This is a genomic window from Pirellulales bacterium (assembly GCA_035546535.1).
In the GTDB taxonomy this organism is placed as follows: domain Bacteria; phylum Planctomycetota; class Planctomycetia; order Pirellulales; family JACPPG01; genus JACPPG01.
The window spans coordinates 46,026-62,182 of the sequence record DASZWQ010000204.1 but is presented as its reverse complement, the minus strand read 5'-3'; the positions used below and the strand labels follow the sequence as shown (position 1 = coordinate 62,182).

General features: G+C 63.3%; 15 protein-coding genes. 8 read left to right on the top strand and 7 right to left on the bottom strand.

From position 1 onward, the window contains the following. Nucleotides 1–90 precede the first annotated feature (90 nt). From VHD36_23730 to VHD36_23720, 3 genes are all read left to right on the top strand, one after another. Nucleotides 91–684, top strand: a complete 594-nt coding sequence (locus VHD36_23730) for a L17 family ribosomal protein (protein ID HVU90361.1) — start codon at nucleotides 91–93, stop codon at nucleotides 682–684. A 111-nt stretch (nucleotides 685–795) separates the two neighbouring features. Continuing rightward, nucleotides 796–1,416: a hypothetical protein gene (locus tag VHD36_23725; GenBank protein HVU90360.1), complete on the top strand. Its 621-nt coding sequence runs from the start codon at nucleotides 796–798 to the stop codon at nucleotides 1,414–1,416. 214 nt (nucleotides 1,417–1,630) lie between these two features. Next, the gene (locus tag VHD36_23720; GenBank protein ID HVU90359.1) at nucleotides 1,631–2,578 is read left to right on the top strand and encodes a hypothetical protein; all 948 of its coding nucleotides are present in this window, start codon (nucleotides 1,631–1,633) and stop codon (nucleotides 2,576–2,578) included. A gap of 45 nt (nucleotides 2,579–2,623) precedes the next feature. On the opposite strand, the gene VHD36_23715 is transcribed toward VHD36_23720, so the two are convergent. The 3 genes from VHD36_23715 to VHD36_23705 all read right to left on the bottom strand — a co-directional run bounded on the left by VHD36_23715 (nucleotide 2,624) and on the right by VHD36_23705 (nucleotide 4,446). Then, complete coding sequence (locus tag VHD36_23715; GenBank protein ID HVU90358.1) at nucleotides 2,624–3,616, bottom strand: ketose-bisphosphate aldolase; 993 nt, start codon at nucleotides 3,614–3,616, stop codon at nucleotides 2,624–2,626. A gap of 189 nt (nucleotides 3,617–3,805) precedes the next feature. Beyond that, nucleotides 3,806–4,096, bottom strand: coding sequence for a type II toxin-antitoxin system RelE/ParE family toxin (locus VHD36_23710; protein ID HVU90357.1), 291 nt, complete (start codon nucleotides 4,094–4,096; stop codon nucleotides 3,806–3,808). After that, complete coding sequence (locus tag VHD36_23705) at nucleotides 4,096–4,446, bottom strand: hypothetical protein (protein HVU90356.1); 351 nt, start codon at nucleotides 4,444–4,446, stop codon at nucleotides 4,096–4,098. Before VHD36_23705 ends, VHD36_23710 begins: the two co-directional genes overlap by 1 nt. Nucleotides 4,447–4,728: 282 nt before the next feature. On the opposite strand from VHD36_23705, the gene VHD36_23700 reads away from it, so the two are divergent. The 3 genes from VHD36_23700 to VHD36_23690 all read left to right on the top strand — a co-directional run bounded on the left by VHD36_23700 (nucleotide 4,729) and on the right by VHD36_23690 (nucleotide 9,597). Then, entirely contained in the window at nucleotides 4,729–5,748 is a 1,020-nt protein-coding gene (locus tag VHD36_23700; GenBank protein HVU90355.1) for a KpsF/GutQ family sugar-phosphate isomerase, read from the top strand. A 152-nt stretch (nucleotides 5,749–5,900) separates the two neighbouring features. Further along, nucleotides 5,901–6,422 carry an HAD hydrolase family protein gene (locus VHD36_23695; GenBank protein HVU90354.1) on the top strand — a complete coding sequence of 174 codons (522 nt, stop codon included), beginning with the start codon at nucleotides 5,901–5,903 and terminating at the stop codon, nucleotides 6,420–6,422. Further along, the gene (locus VHD36_23690; protein ID HVU90353.1) at nucleotides 6,412–9,597 is read left to right on the top strand and encodes a hypothetical protein; all 3,186 of its coding nucleotides are present in this window, start codon (nucleotides 6,412–6,414) and stop codon (nucleotides 9,595–9,597) included. The genes VHD36_23695 and VHD36_23690 overlap by 11 nt, the downstream gene beginning before the upstream one ends. A gap of 76 nt (nucleotides 9,598–9,673) precedes the next feature. Here the strand turns inward: VHD36_23690 and VHD36_23685 are convergent, their stop codons facing one another. Next, nucleotides 9,674–9,880, bottom strand: coding sequence for a hypothetical protein (locus VHD36_23685; GenBank protein HVU90352.1), 207 nt, complete (start codon nucleotides 9,878–9,880; stop codon nucleotides 9,674–9,676). A gap of 21 nt (nucleotides 9,881–9,901) precedes the next feature. Next, nucleotides 9,902–10,669 carry an alpha/beta hydrolase-fold protein gene (locus tag VHD36_23680; GenBank protein HVU90351.1) on the bottom strand — a complete coding sequence of 256 codons (768 nt, stop codon included), beginning with the start codon at nucleotides 10,667–10,669 and terminating at the stop codon, nucleotides 9,902–9,904. Nucleotides 10,670–10,964: 295 nt separating this feature from the next. Between VHD36_23680 and hpt the strand changes: the two genes are divergently transcribed. Then, the gene (hpt, locus tag VHD36_23675; protein ID HVU90350.1) at nucleotides 10,965–11,534 is read left to right on the top strand and encodes a hypoxanthine phosphoribosyltransferase; all 570 of its coding nucleotides are present in this window, start codon (nucleotides 10,965–10,967) and stop codon (nucleotides 11,532–11,534) included. A 64-nt stretch (nucleotides 11,535–11,598) separates the two neighbouring features. Then, a complete protein-coding gene (locus VHD36_23670; protein ID HVU90349.1) occupies nucleotides 11,599–12,699 on the top strand; it encodes a glycosyltransferase in 1,101 nt (366 codons plus the stop codon). A 278-nt stretch (nucleotides 12,700–12,977) separates the two neighbouring features. On the opposite strand, the gene VHD36_23665 is transcribed toward VHD36_23670, so the two are convergent. Together VHD36_23665 and VHD36_23660 are read right to left on the bottom strand one after the other, a co-directional pair. Then, nucleotides 12,978–14,126, bottom strand: a complete 1,149-nt coding sequence (locus VHD36_23665) for a hypothetical protein (GenBank protein HVU90348.1) — start codon at nucleotides 14,124–14,126, stop codon at nucleotides 12,978–12,980. A gap of 17 nt (nucleotides 14,127–14,143) precedes the next feature. Further along, nucleotides 14,144–16,123, bottom strand: coding sequence for a prepilin-type N-terminal cleavage/methylation domain-containing protein (locus tag VHD36_23660; GenBank protein ID HVU90347.1), 1,980 nt, complete (start codon nucleotides 16,121–16,123; stop codon nucleotides 14,144–14,146). Between the last annotated feature and the right edge of the window lie 34 nt (nucleotides 16,124–16,157).

Here is a 16,157-nt window from a genome sequence, read left to right as displayed (position 1 = left end):
TGGCGACCTGATTGCCGCCGAAATCGACCCGTACCGCGACGCGCCTGCCGCGCTGTTCGAGCAAAGAATCCTTAACCACACGATCCGACCATGAGACACCGAAGAACCGGACGAATCCTGGGCCGTGCCCCCAGCCATCAACGGGCCCTGCTGCGCAATCTGGCCAGCGCGCTCGTTTTGACCGAGCGCGATGCCGAGTTCGACGACAATAAGCCCAAGATCGCCGGCCGCATCATCACCACGCTGCAGAAGGCGAAGGAAGTTCGCCCGCTGGTCGAAAAATGCGTCACGATCGCCTGCCGCAGCATTCCGCAGGAGCGTGCCGCGGGCGAGTTTGCCACTTCGGCGACCCGCAACTCGGCCGAGTGGCGCACCTGGCGCAAGAGCGACCGCTACCGTCAATGGAATCAAGCGATGTCACCGGTTGTGGCGGCGCGCCGCCGCGTGTTGGAATTGCTGGGCGACAAGCAGGCGGTGCGGGTGCTGTTCGAGACGATTGCCCCTCGCTACACCGAGCGACCCGGCGGATACACTCGCGTGGTACGACTGGCCAAGCCGCGTCTGGGCGACGCCGGCACCCGGGCGATTCTGGAATTCGTCGGCCAGCGCGATCGCGTCGCGCAGCGCGCCCAAGCTCCCACGTTTGAGCAAGGGAGCAAAGCCAGTGCGGATAAGGGCGAGTAAGAGGTCGTCCCCGTTCTCCACAGCAATTGCCGCCCTCTGCCTGAATGAGGATGGGGCTGGTTGCGACAATTTCGACGGGCGGGCTTTCCCCACAGCCATGGAGGCGCGATTGTGGGTCACGATTCCGCGGCTTCGGAAAACCGACGCCGCACAGGATTCGATTTCACCCGGCATCTGCGCGAGGTGTGCCGCGATATGGCCGCGCGGCTGCCCGAGCTGCGGCACGTCGACATGGATCGTGTGGCGCTACGCGTCTGCCAGACGCGGAATCGGGCCCATTATGGCGTCCATGCCAGCTTGACCCCGCTACGTTTCGAAGGGGGCTCGCGCACGACGATCCGCCGTGGGCGGACGTGGGCCATTCGACCCGTGTGCGACGAGCAGGGGCGGGAGATGCTCTACCTTCTGAGTTTCTACCTTCCCCGCTTCTGTGACCAGCCGCTGGCGGAGAAGGTGGCGACGATCATTCATGAACTCTGGCACATCGGCCCGCACTTCGATGGCGATCTGCGCCGTTTTCCCGGACGTTATTTCGCTCATGGACGGAGCGAGGCGGCGTTTCACCGGCAGATGCACGCCTGGGCGGCCGAGTGGCTGGAGCAGTCGCCGGGGGCCGAATTGTATGCCTTTCTGGGGCACGATTTTCGCTCGCTGTGCCAGCAATTCGGCGGCGTCATCGGCACACGGATCCCCACGCCCAAGCTGATTCCCGTGGCCAAGACCTCGGCTTGATGCCGGGAGCTTGCCGCTACTGGGAAAGCCACTCAGGGTTCCGGCGAGCAGGTCCTTCGATTGCCCGGTCCCGCGATATCCCCCAACTTATGCCATTTGATTGGTCGACGAGAGCCTGATCACGGCCCGCATTGACGGCGCGCCTTGCCTCTCGCTACTCTTTGGCCGCAAATCACGTGATCTCGGGCCACATCTCTTCTCCGCGACTTCTTGCATGCGACAGTCCGGCGTGCCGTTCAACCTGCGCGCGCTTCTGTGGGCGGTCGGCTTGTTGGCCGCTCTATCCGGCTGCGCACAAGTGCGCCTGTCCGGCAAGTCGCCGCTTATGCCGGCGATGATGGCCGGCAATTCGGTGGCGCTGGAGAAATGTACCGTGCGCTTCGCGCATGCTGATCCGCAGCTCGATGAAGAGATCTGGAGCGAGATCGACGAGGAATTCATTCCGTTGGCCTTGCGCACGAGGCTGGCCGCCAACGGCTTCCGCGTCGGCGTGATTGGGTCTTACATGCCTGCGGCGCTCGAGACGGTCTTACGTTCCGAAACGAAGCGCTCCGAGACGAGCGGTGTCGCCGATCAAGCCGTCGAAGGGACGCCGGCGCAATCGGTCGATGAGCATGGCGTGCTCGAGCCCAAGCCCGTCGATTTACTCCATGAGCCGAAAGTTCGTCGCAGCTTGTGGCAGACCCGGCCGGGCCATCCTGGCATCATCGTAACCGCCGGCGAACGAGCGCGCATCCCGCAAGTGGCGGTGCTTTTGCGCGGAGACGACGGGCACGTGACAGGCCGAACCTATGAGCGCGTGCTTGCCTCGCTGTCGATGAAAGCCACGCCCGAGCGCGATGGCCGCGTCCGCGTCGAAGTGCTTCCACAGTTGGAACATGGCGACCCGCGGTCGCGGTTCGTTGCCGCGGACGGCATGATCAAGCCTGATTACCGGCCCGAAAGCGTGCTCTTCAAGGAGCTCGAGATCGACACGGCGTTGTCGCCCGGACAAACATTGATCCTGGGGACGCGCGCCAGCAAGCCGGGCAGCCTGGGGAGCCACTTTTTCACCGAGAAAGGCTCCGAGGATTGCCTGGAGCAAAAACTGCTTTTGGTGCGTGTCGTACACGCCCCGGACGACGACCGCTTCCGTTCGGATGAGGTCCCGCCGGCGCCATGAACGCCGTAAGCTGCGTGACATTGCGCGACGTGACGTCGCAACGCGCTACACGCGTACCGGCAAAGCCGCGCGGACGTTTTCCAACTGCCCGGCCGAGCCCAGCGCCTGATTCTTGGCCCGAATAAAGGCGGCATACTCGGCCATGAAGGGTTTGCCGGCCGTGCGCGGATCGAAGTCGCCCGGCTTATCGCGGAACGTCTCGCGGTAGATCGCGCACCATACGAGGCGACCGTCGGTGTCGATGTTGACCTTGGTCACGCCCAGCTTGGCGGCCGGCAGATAGTCCTTCTCGTTCACGCCGCTGGTCGAAGGAAGATTCCCGCCCGCCGCGTTGATGCGCTCGACCCAGGCCTTGGGCACGCTGCTCGATCCGTGCATCACCAGGGGGAAGCCGGGCAGCAGCTTTTGAATCGCCGCGATGCGGTCGAAGTGCAGCCCTTGCGAGCCGGTGAACTTGTAGGCCCCGTGCGAGGTGCCGATCGCGACGGCCAGTGAGTCGCAGCCGCTGCGCGTGACGAACTCGACGGCCTGGTCCGGATCGGTCAAGCAGGCATGGTCGGCCGACACGGAGATATCTTCTTCGACGCCGCCCAGCATTCCCAACTCGGCTTCGACCGAGATTCCCTTGTCGTGGGCACGCTCGACGACGCGCTGCGTGATCTCGATATTCTTGTCGAACGTCTCGTGCGAGGCGTCAATCATCACCGACGAGTAGAAGCCGCTATCGATGCAATCGTAGGCCACTTCCTCGGTGCCGTGATCCAGGTGGACGGCGAAGATGGCCTCGGGGAAAACATCCTCGGCCGTGCGGATCATCGCTTCGAGGAACCGTTTGTCCGTGAAGCCGCGCGCCCCGCGCGAAATCTGGATGATGAAGGGCGCGCTCGTCGCTCGATCGACCGGCTCGTCGTTCGAGCCTTTCTTTCCCAGGCAGCCGCGGAACAGGCCCACGGTCTGCTCCAAGTTGTTGATGTTGTAGGCCCCCACCGCGTACTTGCCGTAGGCCTGCTCGAACAGTTCTTTCGTCGTGACGATCATGGGGAATCTCCGTGTTTCGCAAATTCACGCTTGACTGGGACTGCGGGCAACGGGCGGCGTGATGCGACACGAGCGGCAGGCGGGCGAGGCGTGAGGAACCAGCAATTTTAACCGAGCGGTGGACGGCAGGCTATAACCCCGTCCTGATTCCGTCTCTCGGGATCGTCGAGACGCTCGAACCGGTCGGGCTCACACGAGCCTGTCTTGATCGCGAGCAGCATGGATGACTTCTAAGATTTGTGCGCCGTCCGTGATCGGTCGGTAATAGATCACGTAGTTGCCAAAGGCGTGGAGGCGAACTTTTCCGAGCCGCTTGGTCCCGAGCTCGTAGCCCATAAGCGGCTGCGTTGAGAGCAAGCTAAATGCGGCCTCGATTTCTCGCAGCCAATTCAGGGCTGCCGGCAGGTTGGCGTCGGCAATACGATCGACGATGGAATTGAGGCTTGCTTGGGCTTCCGGCAACCTCTCAACGATACCCATCAGCCACCGCGAGCGGCTTTGCGAGCGGCGACATCCAAGGCCCGTTGGCGAAGGTTAGCCCAATCGGCAGCCGTCATGGGCGTGGACTTGCCTGCATTGGCGGACTCAATCGCCCGTTCCACCGCTTCCATGTGCTCGTCCGGCACGTAGGGTGTGTCCTCGTTCTTCTCGCGAAGCGCTTCAACGGCGGCTTCCAATGCTGCTTCCTTCGATGGATACAAGCCGCCGGAGACGATCTTGTCGAGGTATTGCTCGGATCGTGGAGAAAGGTCGTGTTGCATAACTATCAAAGTAACGACGATTACGGTGAGCAGGCAAGGTAAAAGGTGAGCCTTTGGTCGAAGTGCCATGGGCGAGCAACCACCCGAAAAAGGGAGTGATTCGGCTCATTTCGCTAGAAAAATAATGAACGACCGGTCGGCAGCCGCCGGCCGGACTGATGCGGCCCCAAGGCGAGTTCCCGCCGTCCGATTTGGGCGATCCCGCACGGGTGCTGGCATAGGTTCGTAAATCCGATGCAGGGCCTAGCGGCCGCTATCGCACGATTACCTTGTTCCAAAAATGCCCTCTGGCTAGAATCACCCGCCCTTATTCCCTCGACCGCTAGCACGACCCGTCAAGGATGACCGTCGATGACCAGCGACGCCGCCCGCCGACTCAGTCCACTGACGCCCTTTGAGCAGTTGCGCTACGCGCGTGAGATCATCGAGCTCGAGTCGCAGGCGCTCACCAAAATCGCCCACCGGCTGGGCACCGAATTCTGCGAAGCCACGCGGCTGTTGCACGAGTGTACCGGCAGCGTCATTGTCACTGGCATCGGCAAGGCTGGCCTGGTGGGGACGAAGATTTCGGCCACGCTGGCCTCGACCGGTACCCGCAGCATTTTTCTGCATCCGGCCGAAGCGGTGCATGGTGATTTAGGCCGCATTCGCCCGGATGATGTGGTCGTCGTGTTGTCGCAAAGTGGCGAGACCGAGGAAGTGACCCGGCTGCTGCCATCGCTTGCGCGACTGGCCGTGCCGATCATCGCCGTCACGGGCCGCTCAAGCAGCACGCTTGCGCGCGCGGCCACGGTGCTGCTCACGCTGGGGCCGCTGCAGGAAGCCTGCCCGCTGGGGATGGCGCCCAGCACCAGCACGACGGCCATGCTGGCCCTGGGAGACGCCTTGGCCCTGGTCACGATGCGCTTGCACGGGTTCGGGCACGAGGACTTCGCCCGCGTGCATCCGGCCGGAGCGCTGGGCAAGCGCCTGGCGCGTGTCGAAGAGCGAATGCGGCCCTTGGCCGACTGCCGTGTTGCGCAGGACTCGCAAATCGTGCGCGACGTGTTCGCGGCGATGGTCAATCCTGGCCGGCGCACTGGCGCGATCATGCTCGTCGATGCGGACGGCACCTTGACCGGCATCTTCACGGACAGCGATCTCGCACGGCTGTTCGAGCAGCGCCGCGACGACGCGATCGACCGCCCCATAAGCGAGGTTATGACCCGCGCGCCTTGCGCGGTGCCGGCCGGCTCGATGTTGACCGACGCCGTGGCCATCCTGGCCGAACGAAAAATCAGCGAGCTACCGGTGATCGACGCGCGTCACGCGCCGGTCGGCTTGCTCGACATTACGGACGTGCTGGCGATGATGCCGGACGAGGCGGCGTGACAACCATGGAACTAGCCGCCGGATCGCGACCGCCGGCAAGGACAGCCCGCTTTGCCCCGCCGACCATCGAAACAGTGATACAATCGCCAAAGTTTGCCCACGATCAAGCTTCGCAAAACCCCGACGAACTCGCGCGACGAGCAGGTGCGTAGATGAGTGTGGAAAAGCAATGTCAGCCGATCGAGCTGATTCTGGTCGACGTCGACGGCGTGCTCACCGATGGCAGCATCATCTTCAATAACGAAGGCATCGAGATCAAGCAGTTCCACATCCACGATGGGCTGGGCATTCGCCTGTGGCAACGCGCGGGCGGGCGCTTCGGCATCATCACGGGCCGCACGTCGCACATCGTCAACTTGCGCGCGAAGGAGCTGGGTATCGGCATCGTGCGGCAAGGGACCGAGATCAAATGGGGCGCCGTTCACGAGATTCTCGAAGAGCTGAGCGTGACGCCCGAGCAACTGTGTTACATCGGCGATGACCTGCCTGACCTGGCCACGATCAAACTGGCCGGTCTGGGCGTGGCGGTCGCCGATGCATGCGACGAGGTACGGCAAGCGGCGGACTACGTCACGACGGCGCGTGGCGGACGTGGGGCCGTGCGCGAGACGATCGAGTTGATTCTCAAAGCGCAACGCCGCTGGGACGAGCTGATCCAATCTTATGCCCCCTAGCACGCAGTCGCCCGCCGCGGACATGCCCGACGTATCGGCGTCGGCTGACGACGTGCGCCCATTGACCATTCCGCGCCCCGGATTGCCGTGGCGGCGCATCGGCGGTAGCTTCCTGTTGATGCTCGGTATCTACTGGTTCTACGCGCTGGCGATCGTGCCGTTCATCGAGCCCACGGCGGAGGTGCGCCCCGAATTCGATGAAATACACACGCAAGACGCGCCTGGCACCAATGTGGTCGATCGGCAGCGCGCAGCGCTCATGCCCTGGTTTTCGCCGGGCGATTGGGAGCTGACTTCCCCAAAAGTGATTGAATCGCCGCGCGGGAAGCTGCTATTGCACGAATATGAAACGCTGGCGGACGGCCGGCTGAAGATCAAACCGTGTACCATGATCTTCCTGCACGAAGGGGAAGCCGAGAGCGAAGCGGATCGCAATCGACGCGCCGTGATTCTGCAAGCGCCCGAGGGAGCGATCCTGAGGTTCGATACGCCGGTCGATCTGCGGCAGTCGAAAATGGGCAAGCTCATCGGCGGCCAAATGATGGGGCCCATCACGATCCGCAGCGATCAACGCCTGCCGGGCCCGCAGGACGATTTGCTGATCAAGACGCGTGACGCCGAGTTGGTCGGCGACAAGATCGTTACGCCTCATCCGGTCGATTTTCGCCTCGGCCCGAATCGTGGTAATGGCCGCGATTTGGAAATCGTGCTGGCGCCTTCGGCACATCCGATCCCCAATTCGCCGGCTCCCGGCTTTGGTGGCGTGAACTCGGTGACGCTCAAGAAAGACGTCCGCATGCGTCTCTACCCGGGGCAGGCCGATATGTTCCCCGGACCGGCGACGCCCGCGCCGAAGGCGGCGCCAACTGCCGGTAAAGCGGACGAGAGCTTGCCGGTCGACATCACGTGTGACGGAGCGTTTCAATTCGACGTCACCCGCTTCGCGGCGATCTTTCGCAAGAAGGTCGACGTGTTGCGCACCAATGCCGACGGACCGAGTGATCAGTTGAATTGCGAGGTGCTGTCGCTGTTCTTCGAGCCGGCCGGTGGCGGTGGCGCCGCGCCGGCGCCGGCCGCGCGCCGCGGAGGATTCGGCAATCTCGAACCAAGCCGGGTCGAGGCCGAAGGAGATCCGGTCGTCATTCGCTCGCCCTCTCGTGGAGTTCAGGCCCGCGGCACGCGGCTGGAATACGACATCAAGAAGAACGCCGGCGGCATGAAGGGACCTGGCTGGATGAAGGCCGAGCGGCCCGGCGATGCCAAGGCCCGCCCCGTCGAGGCCACATGGAAGCGCGAACTCGAATTCGGACCCTACGAGGGCGTGCAGTGCGCCAAGCTGGCCGGCGACGCGCAATTCGAGTCGCCGGGCGTCGGCCTGCTGAAGGCCGAGACCATCCGGCTGTTTATGATCGAGGATCCGGACGTGCCCGCCACGACCACGGAACGTCGCCGCCTGGTGCCCGACCGGTTGCAGGCGTTCGAGCGGGTGCATTTCGAGTCGCCGACGCTGTCAGGCGACGTTCATCATTTGCAGGTATGGCTGCGACGGCCGCCGCCGAGCCGGGCGATTGCTTCGGCCGCGCGAGGTGCTCCAGCGGTCGCCGGTCCGAGACGACCAGGAACCGCGCCCGTTGCTGCAGCAGCCGCTACTACTGCGAACGCAAACCCTCTGTCCCCGGCCGCGGCCCCTAACGCCGATGGTCGCCAGATTCACGTGTCCGGTGAGCTATTGCAGGTCGAGGCGCTGCTGGGCGAAGAATCGACCGACGTTACGCGCATTCACATCGAACGAAAGGTCGAGCTTCGCGAGTTGAAAGTCGCTGAGCCGGGCGCCCGGCCGATGACCATGCGTGGCGATCAATTGGACGTCGAGCAGCCGCTGCCGAACCAGGCAGTCGCGCATATCGTCGGCAATCCGGCGCACATCGTGGCGCGCGAGATGACCATCGACGGCAATGATATCCACGTCGATCGTGGCAACAATCGTGCCTGGGTCAATGGCCACGGCGTGATGACGATCATGATTCCGCCGGGCCAGGTGGCCGCGATGCAGCCTGGCGCCATGCCGAGTGCGAAGCCAGCCACGCAACCGGCCGGTCCGCCCCGGCCGCTGGAGATCACTTGGAAAGGGCGGATGGATTTCGACGGCCGCGACGCGATGTTTCAGGAAGGCGTCGTGGTCGTGACGGAGCAGCAGAAGATCACGCCCGAGGGGCTCGCCTCGGACGAGCATCAGCGGCTGACCTGCAATTGGCTGCAAGCCACGTTCGAGCCGCGCGTGACGTTCGACCAGATGGATCCGCAGGCACGGCCGCAGATCCGCCAGGTGCTGTGCCGTGAAAATGTCGCGCTCGAGCAGCGCACCACGCTGGGCGGCAAGCCCAATTCGATCGAACGGCTGGTGGCGCTGGATCTGAAAGTCGAGCCGCTTACCAACAACCTGCTGGCGAACGGTCCGGGGTGGGTCCGCCGCGCGTGGATCGATACCGGAAGCGGCACCCCGCGCATGCCTGGCGCGCCGCCACAATCAGCGCCGCCGCAGCAGGGGAAGCCGACCAAGCGTCTGCTGTATCTCGGCATCAACTTCCAGGGCCTTTTGGCCGGCAATCAGACGCAGCAAGCGATGGATTTTCAGGATCGCGTGCGCTGCGTGTACAGTCCCATTGCCGATTGGGACGCCGTGGTCGAGCCGGACGATCCCGACAAGCTGGTCGATGGCGCCATCTTGCTGACGAGCGATCGCTTGCAGGTCGTGCGCACGGCGGCGGTGGCTGCCCAGGGGCAACCGTTCGAATTGACAGCGACCGGCAACGCCAAGCTCGACGGCCGAGCAGGCGGCCCGGGCGGCGATGCCGCAGACCCTTCGAAGTCAAAGAGCCGCGGCCAGATGTTCTCGGCGAGCGCCGCGCGCCTCAATTACGCGGCGGCCAAGGATCTGTTCGTGCTCGAAGGAGACGGCCGGAATTACGCGTATCTCGCGCGGCAGGAACGCGTGGGTGCGCCGTTCGACGAACAGAGCGCCGGCAAATTCCTCTTCTGGCCTTCGCTCAATCAATTGCAGGTGCAGGACGCCCATTCGCTGCACATCCAGAGCCTGGAATCGAACGCCAATCGGCGCGACCGGCAACCGCCGGCGGCACCGTCGGCCGCGGCCCCGCCCGCGCAACGCCGATAAGAAGAATCGAGATCTGCCTGACTAGTGGGTGCCACGGGTGGCTTGTCCACCCGTGATGAATCAGTCTGAAATCAGATCACGGGCTGCCAAGCGGCCAGACGTCCTTGTCCAACGTGAATTGTGCGATGGATAGCTTATCGGACAATTCTATAAATCCCGGTTCGCTGAGCGCGCGTATTTTCGCCGCCTCCGCATTTTCTTTGGACGAATAGAAACCCACGGGCTTTAAGTCAAAATGATCTTTTGCATGCTCGTGGATGCACCAAACCACGTAGACTTGCATGGGTGCGCTCCTGCCGGAAATCTACACTAGCCGCAGCCGCTCGCGGTCCAGCCGGTTCACGATGTATTCAATGGCCTGGGGCGCCATGTGGTTGTAGTACTCCCAGGTGTGTCCGCCGGCAGAGGTTTCCAGATCGCAATCGTAGGGGATGCCACTGGCGGCCAGCTTCGAGCGCAAGCGCTCGGTGCTTTCGTGCCAGCGATAGTCGGTCGGGTCACAGCAGAACCACATGTTGCGCGGCCAATTCAGCGGATGCACGTGCAGCGTGGCGGTGTCCTGCCGCACGGCCTCGGGCGAGTCGTACATCTCGGCCAGCGTTCCCTCTTCGCCCTCTTCATAGTAGCGCAGCTGATGATCGATCGCCGGCGACAACGCCGCCACGATGGGAAACTGGGCCGGGTACTTGAACGAGAATCGCAGCGCTCCCTGCCCTCCCATGCTCGTGCCCAAGAGCGCGATCCGCGGCGGCGCCGCGCCGAAGCGCTCTTGAATAAAAGGCATCACGCTGCCGCGCACGTACTGCTCGGCCGTGACCTGCGGATCGAACTCCCGGCAAATACGGTTGCTCCACCAGCTGCGCGCGGTTTGCGGCGCCACGACACGCAAGCCATGCCGGGCAAACAACTCCGTGTAAACGCGGTTGTCACTGAGGGGCTTCAAATGCACGCCGTGCAAGTAGATCACGGTGTAACCGTGCTCGCTTGCGCGGGGCGGCTCGAAGATTTCGACCGTGTGGCCGGCGATCGTTTCGCGCCGCCACCCGGGCAACAATTCGCTAGCGCTGGACATGACAATCAAGATTCGGTGAACGAAACGAGAAACGCGCGGCGGGCCGAATTCGCCCGCCGAGGGAAGTTTAGTCGGCACCGCCGTCGCCGGGTAGGCGGTGAAGTCGCCGCCGCCGTGCCAGCCCGAAGCGCCCGCCGCGGTAGTTGTCGGTCCAACCCTCGCTGAAGCTTCGGGATGAGGTGAATTTCGGGTACGGTTCATAAATCCGCCGCCGCTCAGTAGAATAATCGCCAACCGTGTTCCAGGCGGCGACGCGGCGGGCAACCCTCACACCATGGCAATGATTGGAGCTGCATTGCGACAACTTCTTGACGAAGAACAGCTTCGCGAAGGCGTCGGCCGCCTGGCCGAGGAAATCAACGGCCACTATCAAGGTCGCCCACTGACCATCATCGGCGTGCTGACCGGCAGCGTGGTGCTATTGGCCGATTTGATTCGGCTGCTCGATATGCCGCTGAAGGTCGGATTGGTGCAGGCCACGAGTTATCGCGGCGCGACCACGCCCGGCGAATTGGAATTGAACCTTGACCTGCTGCCCGACATCGCGGGCCGACAAGTGTTGATCGTCGACGATATCTTCGATACCGGGCATACATTGGCTGCACTGGTCGAGAAATTCATGGCGTTGGGCCCGGCCCAACTGCGGTCGGCCGTGCTCTTGCGCAAAGCGGGCCGCGTGGAAGTGCCGCTACAGCCGGATCACGTCGGCTTCGAAATCCCCAATGAATTTGTCGTCGGCTACGGGCTGGATTATGCCGATCTGTATCGCAACCTGCCGCACGTCGCGGCGCTTGACCCGGAAGACCTCTCGCCGCAGCATGGGCAAAAGCAATCGGCCGCCGCGAGCGGGGAGAATGGTTCATGAGTCGTGTGCGCGAGTCGGTCGCGCGGCCCCCGGTAGCGCGCGCGGTTTCTTGCGGTGACTGCCCGTGACCGCGCGCATTCTGCAGATCATTCCCACGCTCGATCGCTCGGGCGCTGAAAAGCAACTGACGCTCTTGGCCGCTGGTCTGCCGCGCGACGAGTTCGATGTACACGTCTGCGCGCTCACGCGTGGCGGCCCACTGGCCGAGCCGCTGCGCGCAGCGGGCATTCCGCTGCACATCGTGGGCAAAGCGCACAAGTTCGATCCCGTCGCTTTCTGGCGGCTGAAGCGGCACATCGCGTCACTGCGGCCGCAGTTGGTGCAAACCTGGATTTTCGCGGCCAACAGCTACGGCCGTGCGGCGGCGCTCGCCGCCGGTGTGCCCAAGATCGTGGCCAGCGAACGCTGCGTCGACCCGTGGAAAGCCTGGCACGAGTTGGCGATCGATCGCTGGCTCGCGCGGCGCTCGGCGCGGATCATCGTGAATAGCTCCGGCGTGCAAGATTTCTACGTGCGCCACGGCATCGATTCGCAAAAGTTCACGCTGATCCCCAACGGCATCGGGCCCGCGGTGCCGAGTTCGGTTTCGCGCGCGGCGCTACTGGCCGAGCTCGGCTTGCCGGCTGATGCGCGGTTTGTAGGGGCCGTGAATCGCCTCTGGCCGCAGAAGCGCGTTAAGGATCTGATCTGGGCGGCCGATCTGCTGAAAGTGATCCGGCCCGACGTACACCTGCTCGTGATCGGCGACGGGCCGCATCGCGAGCGGTTGATTCGCTTCCGTCGGCAAGTGGTCATCGAGGACAAGGTGCATTTCCTGGGCGAGCGCGACGACGTGGCACAACTGATGCCGCACTTCGACGTCTTCTGGCTTGCCAGCGAATACGAGGGATTGCCGAACGTGATCATGGAAGCGATGAACCATGGCGTGCCGGTCGTGGCGACCGATATTCCGGGCAACCGCGACCTTGTGATTCCAGACGAGACGGGCTACCTGGTGCCCGTGGGGGACCGCGCGGGCTTTGCCCGGCAGACGAACAAGCTGCTCAACGACCGCGAACTCGCGAATCGTCTGGGCGAAGCAGGACGGCGGCGTATGCTCGCCGAATTCAGCGTCGAGAAGATGATCGAGAGGCACGCGCAGCTGTATCGCGAGCTACTCGCGTAGGGGACTTTGGTATTTTGCGAATCTTAACTCTCAGCTTGGGTGCCACGGCCACGCTCGCCATGGCCACGTGGAACTCGCGAACAACCAACAGCATTTTCTTTTTGTGGTGCAGGCGTCTCGCCTGCGAATTGTCCGCTCTGTTCAGCAGTGCACGTTGAATGGGAGTCGGCAGGCGGGACGCCTGCACCACAAAAAGCGCGCTTGACGACCTTATTACAAGCTGCATGCTCACGCCAGCGTGAGCATGGCCCCCAGGTTATGCGGCTTGGAAAAGAGAATTAGGAGGCGACAGCCGGTAGCCACGGTCGGCCGAAGGCCCAAGCGGGAGTTGATCGCGAGTCGACGCCCTGATCTTCGCCGGGCGGCAACGCCCAGGCCAGGATGCACGGGTGATGGGCCAGCCGCGGACAGACGCGCTCGGCCCACGCGCGTGGCACTTGCTGCACCACGCCGACATTCGCCCGATCCAGTTCGTGATAGGCCGCGTCGGGCAGAATTCCGCGCAGGCCGAGGACCGTGCCCGGCTGCGAAAGCGCCTGCTGAAACGGGTCGCTGGCTCGATCGACATAATCGAGCCAGGATAGCGTCATTTCGCCCGACAGGGATCGCAGCATGGTCGCGCGAGTGCGCTCCGCGTCCGGCTGCGGCGGTGCCGTTTCCAGCGTCGTTTGCCACAATGTCGAACGGCCGTCGCTGAGGCGGATTTCGACCGGCGTCAGCACCGGCTCGTCCATGGGGTCGGGCCAGGCGGGCCAATCGTCGATCGTTGAGCAAAGCGTGAACGGCGCGCCGGCTGTCACTCGTGCGTATGCCACCTCGCGGTCGCACGCCGTCGCGATGAGATGCAGCGAGTCATTCGATGCGGGCCCTTCCACGCGGCCGGAAATGTGCCATTGCGGCGCGCGACCGGGTTGCCAGTAGACCGAAAGACCGGCGACGTAAAGTTCCCTGCGGATTTCCAGTCGCACCTCGCCGATCAAGCCGCCGGCGAGCAACTCGCGACCCGGCCGGACTGGCGGCGGCTGGCCGGCGCCGGTCGGCGGCAATTCGATATCAACCGAGAGAACGCTGCTGGCTTGCAGCAAGTGCGTGACGTCCCACTCGGCCGCGAGCGCATAGCCATCGATCGCGCCCAAATGACGAGAGTCGATCGTAACGTTGCCGCGGGCATCGACCCCTTCGGCCATCAGCCAAACGCGGTCGTGCGGTTCGAGGTTGGTCGGCCGGTTGAAACGCCGCGTGTAGCTTACGCGGCCGCGGAATTCGGGGCCTAGAGTTTCTGCCCAATCAGCCGGCGCTTTGAGGCGCGCGAATTCAGAAACATCGCGAGCCGATTCGGTCAACGTCCCGTCCGAGAGCGCCATCTGCGCGATCGCCCGGTCGCATTCCCACGGGCCGCGCAGCCGAATCACGTGCGGGTAAGCCATGCCAGCCGGTGCGCCAACTACTCAGGCACGAACTCCTGCACGATCGTGACCTCGCGGATTTCCTGGCTATCAGGGTCGAAGCAGCGAATCTTGACCTGGATACCGCGCAGCGGATAGCCGCCGCGAGTTATATCGAAGTACGGCGGCGGCGCTTCGAGCTCGCCCAGGTCGTCGACGACGCCATCCAGGTTGTCGTCCAGGCCGTTGGTTCCCTCGTCGGCGCCGTTATTGCCACCACTAATCATGTTTCCCTGATCGATGCCGTCGTTCTCGTAATGCCACGAACCGGTGTCGTAGACGGCCGCGGAGTATGGATCGGCAGCTTGCAGCCCTGAATTCGATATGCCAGACGAGGAGAACATGGAAGTGGTAACGCTGTTCAGAGCTGTCTGTTGAGCAGCGGTTAATGTCAGGCCGTTGACGAGTTCAAAAACCGGAAAAACGCCAGGGTAATACAGATCCACGTAAGCGCCACGTCCGACGATGGCGTAAGACGTACCCGCCGGCCCCGTTCCCATGACCCAATTGATCACTTGCTTGGCGTAGCCGGGATCACCGGGTGCAAACATGCTTGTCGCACCAGTACTATCGGTAACGCCAATCAGTGCCGCATCGGGGTCCCACACGCGCACGTCGAACGATAAGACGTGCGTCAAAATCACGTCCTCACCGTAGCGCGTGCCGTAGGGGGAGGGGCTGCTCGTGTTATCTGGGAACAACCCGATTAAGGTTCCGGTGAGTGGATCCGAGACGGACGTTGAAACGGGTGGAGACCCGATTTGCGCGACCCAGGCGGGATTCGGATTCGTCCATGCGTCAAAAGGCTCGTTTAACGTTGCAGTCAACTTCGTCCCATTTCCCGCAGAATCGCCCAAGTAAGCCTGGCCGCTTTGCTGCAGCTCGAATGTGCCGGGGAGCGGGAAATAGAGTGACGAGCACTCGCGCAGCGTTGGCAATCCTAGACGCCCTGTCGTCGCCACGGTTCCAGCAAGCGACGTATATCCGAAGGGAGATGTGCTGCAGAAAACACCCCACCCGCTCACGGCATGTGGGAAGCCGTACCCTGGCGCGGCGATGAGCGGAAAATGAGCAAAACGATTCTCGCGCTTCGTGAGATCTTCGAGCGAGTTGGCGACGACGAAAAACGGCGGCGGCGATGGGCTGAGATCGAACGATAGCGCGGACGTCTGTCCTGCGGCGCGAGCGGAGAGATCGCACACCGCATAGAAATTAGTCGGATATTGCCATATTGCACCCGAAAAAGTATTCGGGGCGGCAGCCGGGGTTCCGCCGGACATCGTAGGCTGCGGCACCATGTAAGCATTCACGGTCGGTGGTGAGACGAGCGGGGGCCCGAGCGGCAGGTCAGGTCGCACCAACAATTGACGCCGGTACAACGTCGTGCCGCGGATGAACCAGGCCACCTCAGCCACCGGCGACTGTAGCGCCGTGGGCACATATTGTCCTGCACTTGTATTCCACATCACCCCGCGCCCGAGGAACATTTCCCCCTTGCTGCGCGTGGTGAACATCAGGATGTCGTCGTTGTCGCCGACAGTGGTGTCGGCACCCGTCGACGCGACGTTAATCGCGGCCGTCGGTAGTTGTGTGGTGTCGTAGGTTTCACTGATGGTCGGCGCCGTATTCGGGGGCAGTCGCCCTACCGGGCCTTCGATGATTTCAAAATAGCCTTCGCCGTTTTCGTCGCGGCGCGGCGGCAGCATTTGTGCGGTCACGCCCGACAGGTCGAGCTGCAGGCGTTGCTTGACGGTGCGGAGCTGGTCGTTCATCTCCATCGAAGAGTTGTTCTTCGAGACGTTGTCGCCGATCGCGCCGAAGATCGTGACCACGATCCCCATCAAAATGAGCGTGACGGTCATCGCCACCAGGACTTCGATGAGCGTAAAGCCGACACGGCCCGCGCGGCTTACGGCGGCGGTTAGCTTGCTGGGGCGGTGAGAAACGACAACCGCACTTCGAGAGGCGAACCCGTGCATGCTCTGCTCCACGCGCGTACGAAGCGCTCGATCG

What these genes read in the sequence shown, in the direction of transcription:
- VHD36_23730 (HVU90361.1), top strand. Translation starts at nt 91, where the DNA reads ATGAGACACCGAAGAACCGGACGAATCCTGGGCCGTGCCCCCAGCCAT.
- VHD36_23720 (HVU90359.1), top strand. Translation starts at nt 1,631, where the DNA reads ATGCGACAGTCCGGCGTGCCGTTCAACCTGCGCGCGCTTCTGTGGGCG.
- VHD36_23715 (HVU90358.1), bottom strand. Translation starts at nt 3,616, where the DNA reads ATGATCGTCACGACGAAAGAACTGTTCGAGCAGGCCTACGGCAAGTAC.
- VHD36_23710 (HVU90357.1), bottom strand. Translation starts at nt 4,096, where the DNA reads ATGGGTATCGTTGAGAGGTTGCCGGAAGCCCAAGCAAGCCTCAATTCC.
- VHD36_23705 (HVU90356.1), bottom strand. Translation starts at nt 4,446, where the DNA reads ATGGCACTTCGACCAAAGGCTCACCTTTTACCTTGCCTGCTCACCGTA.
- VHD36_23700 (HVU90355.1), top strand. Translation starts at nt 4,729, where the DNA reads ATGACCAGCGACGCCGCCCGCCGACTCAGTCCACTGACGCCCTTTGAG.
- VHD36_23695 (HVU90354.1), top strand. Translation starts at nt 5,901, where the DNA reads ATGAGTGTGGAAAAGCAATGTCAGCCGATCGAGCTGATTCTGGTCGAC.
- VHD36_23690 (HVU90353.1), top strand. Translation starts at nt 6,412, where the DNA reads ATGCCCCCTAGCACGCAGTCGCCCGCCGCGGACATGCCCGACGTATCG.
- VHD36_23685 (HVU90352.1), bottom strand. Translation starts at nt 9,880, where the DNA reads ATGCAAGTCTACGTGGTTTGGTGCATCCACGAGCATGCAAAAGATCAT.
- VHD36_23680 (HVU90351.1), bottom strand. Translation starts at nt 10,669, where the DNA reads ATGTCCAGCGCTAGCGAATTGTTGCCCGGGTGGCGGCGCGAAACGATC.
- VHD36_23665 (HVU90348.1), bottom strand. Translation starts at nt 14,126, where the DNA reads ATGGCTTACCCGCACGTGATTCGGCTGCGCGGCCCGTGGGAATGCGAC.
- VHD36_23660 (HVU90347.1), bottom strand. Translation starts at nt 16,123, where the DNA reads ATGCACGGGTTCGCCTCTCGAAGTGCGGTTGTCGTTTCTCACCGCCCC.